This is a genomic window from Oleiphilus sp. HI0067 (genome assembly GCF_001635735.1).
Genome location: NZ_LWFI01000861.1, coordinates 1 through 5180, shown reverse-complemented (window position 1 = coordinate 5180; position 5180 = coordinate 1). Strand labels below are relative to the sequence as shown.

Genomic DNA, 5180 nt, shown 5'->3' with positions numbered 1-5180 from the left:
TGTTCCGTAAGCTTCTTGATGAGGGTCGTGCGGGCGAGAACGTTGGTGTTCTTCTACGTGGTACTAAGCGTGACGACGTTGAGCGTGGTCAGGTTCTATGTGTTCCTGGTTCTGTTAAGCCGCACACTAAGTTCGAAGCTGAAGTATACGTACTAAGCAAAGATGAAGGTGGTCGTCACACGCCATTCTTCAAAGGCTACCGTCCACAGTTCTACTTCCGTACTACGGACGTAACGGGTGCATGTGAGCTTCCAGAAGGCGTTGAAATGGTAATGCCTGGCGATAACGTACAGCTTTCTGCAGAATTGATCGCGCCAATCGCGATGGAAGAAGGTTTGCGTTTCGCAATTCGTGAAGGCGGTCGTACAGTAGGTGCGGGCGTTGTAGCGAAAATCATCGAATAAGATATTTCGGTACTGAAAAGGCCGCCTTTTGGGCGGCCTTTTTTGTTGTTATATCAGTTTGCAAAGGGGTTAATAGTGCGTGTTGACACGTTTGTGTGCAATGTGTACAATGCCGCTCCTTTTTTGTACAGGTGCTGCGAAAACATACTGTTTAAGCGGCGATAATCGGAGTTTTGTTAAGTATGCAAAGCCAAAAAATCAGAATCAGACTGAAAGCTTTTGACTACCGTCTGATTGATCAGTCTACGCAAGAAATCGTAGACACGGCAAAGCGAACTGGTGCGCAAGTGCGTGGTCCAATTCCTCTGCCGACCAAGAAGGAAAGGTTTACAGTATTGATTTCTCCGCACGTAAATAAAGATGCGCGCGATCAATATGAAATCCGTACGCATAAGCGCATGATGGATATTGTAGAGCCTACAGAAAAAACTGTAGACGCACTAATGAAGCTTGATCTTGCAGCTGGTGTTGATGTTCAAATCAGCCTAGGTTAAGTCCAAACGAAAGTTTGGTGTCGAGTCAACTGGCTCGGCGAAGTGTAACTACCTTGTTTAAGGGCCATAGAGGGTGAAAGCCCCGTACACTTAGAGGTGAAAAATGGCAATTGGTTTAGTCGGCCGAAAGGCTGGTATGACTCGTATCTTCACAGATGAGGGTCAATCTATTCCGGTAACCGTCATAGAAGTTGATGGTAACCGTATCACACAGGTGAGAACCGACGATGTAGATGGCTATCGTGCCGTCCAAATCACTACTGGTGAGCGTCGCGCATCTCGCGTTTCTAAATCTGCAGCTGGGCATTTCGCGAAAGCGGGTGTTGAAGCGGGTCGTGGATTATGGGAATTCCGTTTGGAAGCAGAAGAGGGTGCTGAGCTTAAAGCTGGCGATACTCTTGATGTTGCGCTATTTGAAGCTGGTCAAGTCGTTGATGTGACTGGTCAATCAAAAGGTAAAGGCTTCCAAGGTGGTGTTAAGCGTTGGAACTTCCACATGCAAGATGCTACTCACGGTAACTCTATTTCTCACAGAGCTCCTGGTTCAATTGGTCAGTGTCAGACTCCTGGTCGCGTTTTCAAAGGTAAGAAAATGGCGGGCCACATGGGTGCTGAGCAAGTGACTGTTCAAGGTCTTGAGCTAGTTCGTGTAGATGCAGAGCGCAATTTGCTTTTGGTTAAGGGTGCTGTTCCTGGAGCAACAGGCGCAGATATCATCGTTAAGCCAACAGTTAAATCGTAAGAGGTGTAGTGATGGAATTAGTAATTTCAGGTTCTAAGAGCAGCGTTGCTGTCTCTGATGCTACCTTCTCTCGCGAGTACAATGAAGCATTGGTGCACCAGGTTGTTACAGCTTATCTAGCTGGCGGCCGTCAAGGTACAGTGGCTCAAAAGACTCGTTCTGAAGTGAGTGGTGGTGGCAAAAAGCCATGGCGTCAAAAAGGTTCTGGTCGCGCACGTGCTGGTACTATCCGTAGCCCAATTTGGACTGGCGGTGGTGTTACATTTGCAGCGAAGCCTCGCAGCTATGAGCAAAAAGTTAACCGTAAAATGTATCGTGCAGCAATGCAGGTGATTTTGTCTGAGTTGGTTCGTCAGGAGCGTTTAGTCGTTGTTGAAGAAATGACTGCGGCAACTCCAAAAACTAAAGATTTCGTTGCTCAGCTAGAAGCGCAAGGTCTTAGTGAAGGTGCATTGATCGTTGCTGAAGAAGTTGAACAAAATCTCTACTTGGCTTCACGTAATCTGCGTAACGTAGAAGTAAGCGATGTAGCAAGTGTTGATCCAGTTAGCTTGGTTGGCCACGATAAAGTAGTTGTTACTGTAGCTGCTTTGAAAAAGATTGAGGAGATGTTGGGATGAACCAAGAACGTATCTATAAAGTGCTTCTAGGCCCTCACGTTTCTGAAAAAACGTCAATGGCTACAGAAAACGATCAAGTTTGTTTCAAGGTTGCTCCAGATGCGAGCAAGCCAGAAATCAAGAAAGCAGTTGAAGCGTTGTTTAACGTAGATGTTAAGTCAGTTCAAACTGTAAATATCAAGGGCAAGACCAAGCTTACGCGTAACGGTCTTGGTAAGCGTAAAGATATTCGTAAAGCGTATGTTCGTTTGGCTGAAGGTCAAGACATCGACTTTATGGATGTTGAATAAGGTAGGAGATAGTTATGCCAGTCGTTAAAGCCAAACCGACTTCTGCCGGTCGCCGTCACGTAGTTAAGGTTGTAAACCCTGACCTACATAAAGGCCGTCCTTACGCGCCATTGGTAGAGAAAAAGTCTAAGAGCGGCGGTCGTAACAATAACGGTCGCATTACAACTCGTCATAAGGGTGGTGGTCACAAGCAGCACTACCGTTTGATCGACTTCAAGCGTGGGAAAGATGGTATTCCTGCGACTGTAGAGCGTTTGGAATATGATCCAAATCGTTCTGCGCACATTGCATTGCTTAAGTATGCTGATGGTGAGCGTCGTTACATTATCGCTCCTAAAGGTCTTAAGGCAGGTGATGAAGTTCGCTCTGGTGAAGATGCGCCAATCAAGGTTGGTAGCACATTGCCAATGCGAAATATCCCAGTAGGTAGTGTTATTCACTGCATCGAGATGAAGCCTGGTAAAGGCGCTCAGATCGCACGTAGTGCTGGTACTTCTGCACAACTAGTAGCGCGAGAAGGTGCATATGCAACTCTTCGTTTGCGTTCTGGTGAGATGCGTAAAGTGCTTGCTGAATGTCGTGCGACTTTGGGTGAGGTTTCTAATAGCGAGCATAGCCTACGTCAATTAGGTAAAGCGGGTGCATCACGTTGGCGCGGTATTCGACCAACAGTGCGTGGTGTTGTTATGAACCCAGTTGACCACCCACATGGTGGTGGTGAAGGGCGAACCTCTGGTGGTCGTCACCCTGTTACTCCTTGGGGTGTGCCTACTAAAGGTCATAAGACTCGCAAGAACAAACGCACTGACAAGATGATTGTACGTCGTCGGTCGGCTAAGTAATTAAGAAGAGGATTACGCTGTGCCACGTTCTTTGAAAAAAGGTCCATTTATTGACCTTCATTTATTAAAGAAAGTAGAAACGGCTCTGGAGAAGGGCGACAAGAAGCCAATTAAAACTTGGTCTCGTCGTTCAACAGTTTTTCCAGAGATGGTAGGTCTTACAATTGCAGTACATAACGGTCGTCAACACGTTCCGGTTTTTGTTACTGAAGATATGGTAGGCCATAAACTAGGTGAATTCGCTGCTACACGTACTTATCGCGGCCATGCTGCTGATAAGAAAGCTAAGCGTTAATTCTGAGAGGATTTAGAGATGGAAGTAGCTGCAAAGCATAGAGGTGCTCGAATTTCTGCTCAGAAAGCGCGTTTGGTAGCAGATCAGATTCGAGGCAAAGGTGTAGAAGAAGCGCTAGAGACATTGTCTTTTAGCACTAAGAAAGCTGCACAATTGATGAAGAAGGTGTTGGAATCAGCAATCGCAAACGCTGAGCACAATGACGGTCTTGATGTTGACGATCTTACAGTATCAACAGTTTTTGTTGATGAAGGTCCAACTATGAAGCGTATCCGTCCTCGTGCGAAGGGTCGTGCTGATCGTATTTTTAAGCGCACCTGTCATATCACGGTCAAAGTGGCCGATAACTAGGAGATACACAGATGGGTCAGAAAGTACATCCTAATGGTATCAGACTGGGTATTGTGAAAGACCACAACTCCGTTTGGTATGCAGAAAAAGGTGAATACGCAAACAACCTTCTCAATGATATCGAAGTTCGTGATTTCTTGATGAAGCGTTTAGAAAAAGCGTCTGTAAGCAAGATCACTATCGAGCGTCCAGCACAAAATGCACGTATTACAATTCACACGGCTCGCCCTGGTATTGTAATCGGTAAGAAAGGTGAAGACGTTGAGAAGCTTCGTAAAGAAGTTGGCAAAATGATGGGCGTTCCTGTCCACATTAACATCGAAGAAATTCGTAAGCCTGATCTTGATGCAAAATTGGTTGCAGCTAGCGTTGCTAGCCAACTTGAGCGTCGTGTTATGTTCCGTCGTGCTATGAAGCGTGCGGTTCAGAATGCAATGCGTCAAGGCGCTAAAGGAATCAAGATTCAGCTAGGTGGTCGTCTTGGCGGTGCTGAGATCGCTCGTTCTGAGTGGTACCGTGAAGGTCGCGTACCTCTACATACACTTCGTGCAGATGTTGATTATGCAACGCATGAAGCTAGCACAACTTACGGCATCATCGGTGTCAAAGTATGGATCTTCAAGGGTGAGATTCTTGGCGGTATCGAGCAGGTACGCGAAGCTAAGAAGAACTCACGCAAGAAGTCTGCTAAGTAAGGGGCCGAGAGATGTTACAGCCAAAACGTACCAAATTTAGAAAAGTACAGAAAGGTCGTAATCGTGGCCTAGCTCAACGTGGCGCTAAAATTAGCTTCGGTGAGTATGGTCTGAAAGCGACAGGTCGTGGTCGTATTACTGCGCGCCAAATTGAGGCAGCACGTCGTACTATCACACGTAAAGTTAAGCGTGGTGGTAAAATCTGGATTCGTATTTTCCCAGACAAGCCGATTACGCAAAAGCCTTTAGAAGTTCGTCAAGGTAAAGGTAAGGGTAACGTTGAGTACTGGGTAGCCCAGGTTCAGCCAGGCCGTGTTTTGTATGAGATTGAAGGTGTGCCAGAAGAATTGGCGCGTGAAGCTTTCGCTCTAGCAGCTGCTAAGTTGCCTGTTCCTACGACCTTTGTTGAAAGGACGGTGATGTAATGAAAGCAAACGAATTACGCGA

9 protein-coding genes and 1 pseudogene are annotated in these 5180 nt (G+C 46.4%); all 10 read left to right on the top strand.

Annotated features, from left to right (window positions below):
- Positions 1-404: pseudogene (gene tuf, locus A3739_RS09245) on the top strand (elongation factor Tu); the annotation flags it as partial.
- Positions 405-586: 182 nt separating this feature from the next.
- Positions 587-898 (top strand): 30S ribosomal protein S10, encoded by a 312-nt coding sequence (gene rpsJ / locus A3739_RS09240; protein WP_068455763.1) that lies wholly within the window; start codon positions 587-589, stop codon positions 896-898.
- Positions 899-1001: 103 nt separating this feature from the next.
- Positions 1002-1640: a 50S ribosomal protein L3 gene (rplC, locus tag A3739_RS09235; protein WP_068475196.1), complete on the top strand. Its 639-nt coding sequence runs from the start codon at positions 1002-1004 to the stop codon at positions 1638-1640.
- 11 nt (positions 1641-1651) lie between these two features.
- Entirely contained in the window at positions 1652-2260 is a 609-nt protein-coding gene (rplD, locus tag A3739_RS09230; RefSeq protein WP_068475199.1) for a 50S ribosomal protein L4, read from the top strand.
- Positions 2257-2550, top strand: a complete 294-nt coding sequence (gene rplW / locus A3739_RS09225) for a 50S ribosomal protein L23 (protein WP_068475202.1) — start codon at positions 2257-2259, stop codon at positions 2548-2550. The genes rplD and rplW overlap by 4 nt, the downstream gene beginning before the upstream one ends.
- Before the next feature lie 14 nt (positions 2551-2564).
- A complete protein-coding gene (rplB, locus tag A3739_RS09220; protein WP_068475205.1) occupies positions 2565-3392 on the top strand; it encodes a 50S ribosomal protein L2 in 828 nt (275 codons plus the stop codon).
- A gap of 19 nt (positions 3393-3411) precedes the next feature.
- Entirely contained in the window at positions 3412-3687 is a 276-nt protein-coding gene (gene rpsS / locus A3739_RS09215; RefSeq protein ID WP_068455781.1) for a 30S ribosomal protein S19, read from the top strand.
- An 18-nt stretch (positions 3688-3705) separates the two neighbouring features.
- Entirely contained in the window at positions 3706-4038 is a 333-nt protein-coding gene (gene rplV, locus A3739_RS09210; protein WP_068473663.1) for a 50S ribosomal protein L22, read from the top strand.
- A gap of 11 nt (positions 4039-4049) precedes the next feature.
- Complete coding sequence (gene rpsC, locus A3739_RS09205) at positions 4050-4733, top strand: 30S ribosomal protein S3 (RefSeq protein ID WP_068475209.1); 684 nt, start codon at positions 4050-4052, stop codon at positions 4731-4733.
- 11 nt (positions 4734-4744) lie between these two features.
- Positions 4745-5158 carry a 50S ribosomal protein L16 gene (rplP, locus tag A3739_RS09200; RefSeq protein WP_068475211.1) on the top strand — a complete coding sequence of 138 codons (414 nt, stop codon included), beginning with the start codon at positions 4745-4747 and terminating at the stop codon, positions 5156-5158.
- Positions 5159-5180 lie beyond the last annotated feature (22 nt).

Coding starts and splice junctions, on each gene's coding strand:
- rpsC (WP_068475209.1), top strand. CDS start 4,050: ATGGGTCAGAAAGTACATCCTAATGGTATCAGACTGGGTATTGTGAAA.
- rplP (WP_068475211.1), top strand. CDS start 4,745: ATGTTACAGCCAAAACGTACCAAATTTAGAAAAGTACAGAAAGGTCGT.
- rplW (WP_068475202.1), top strand. CDS start 2,257: ATGAACCAAGAACGTATCTATAAAGTGCTTCTAGGCCCTCACGTTTCT.
- rplC (WP_068475196.1), top strand. CDS start 1,002: ATGGCAATTGGTTTAGTCGGCCGAAAGGCTGGTATGACTCGTATCTTC.
- rplD (WP_068475199.1), top strand. CDS start 1,652: ATGGAATTAGTAATTTCAGGTTCTAAGAGCAGCGTTGCTGTCTCTGAT.
- rplB (WP_068475205.1), top strand. CDS start 2,565: ATGCCAGTCGTTAAAGCCAAACCGACTTCTGCCGGTCGCCGTCACGTA.
- rpsJ (WP_068455763.1), top strand. CDS start 587: ATGCAAAGCCAAAAAATCAGAATCAGACTGAAAGCTTTTGACTACCGT.
- rplV (WP_068473663.1), top strand. CDS start 3,706: ATGGAAGTAGCTGCAAAGCATAGAGGTGCTCGAATTTCTGCTCAGAAA.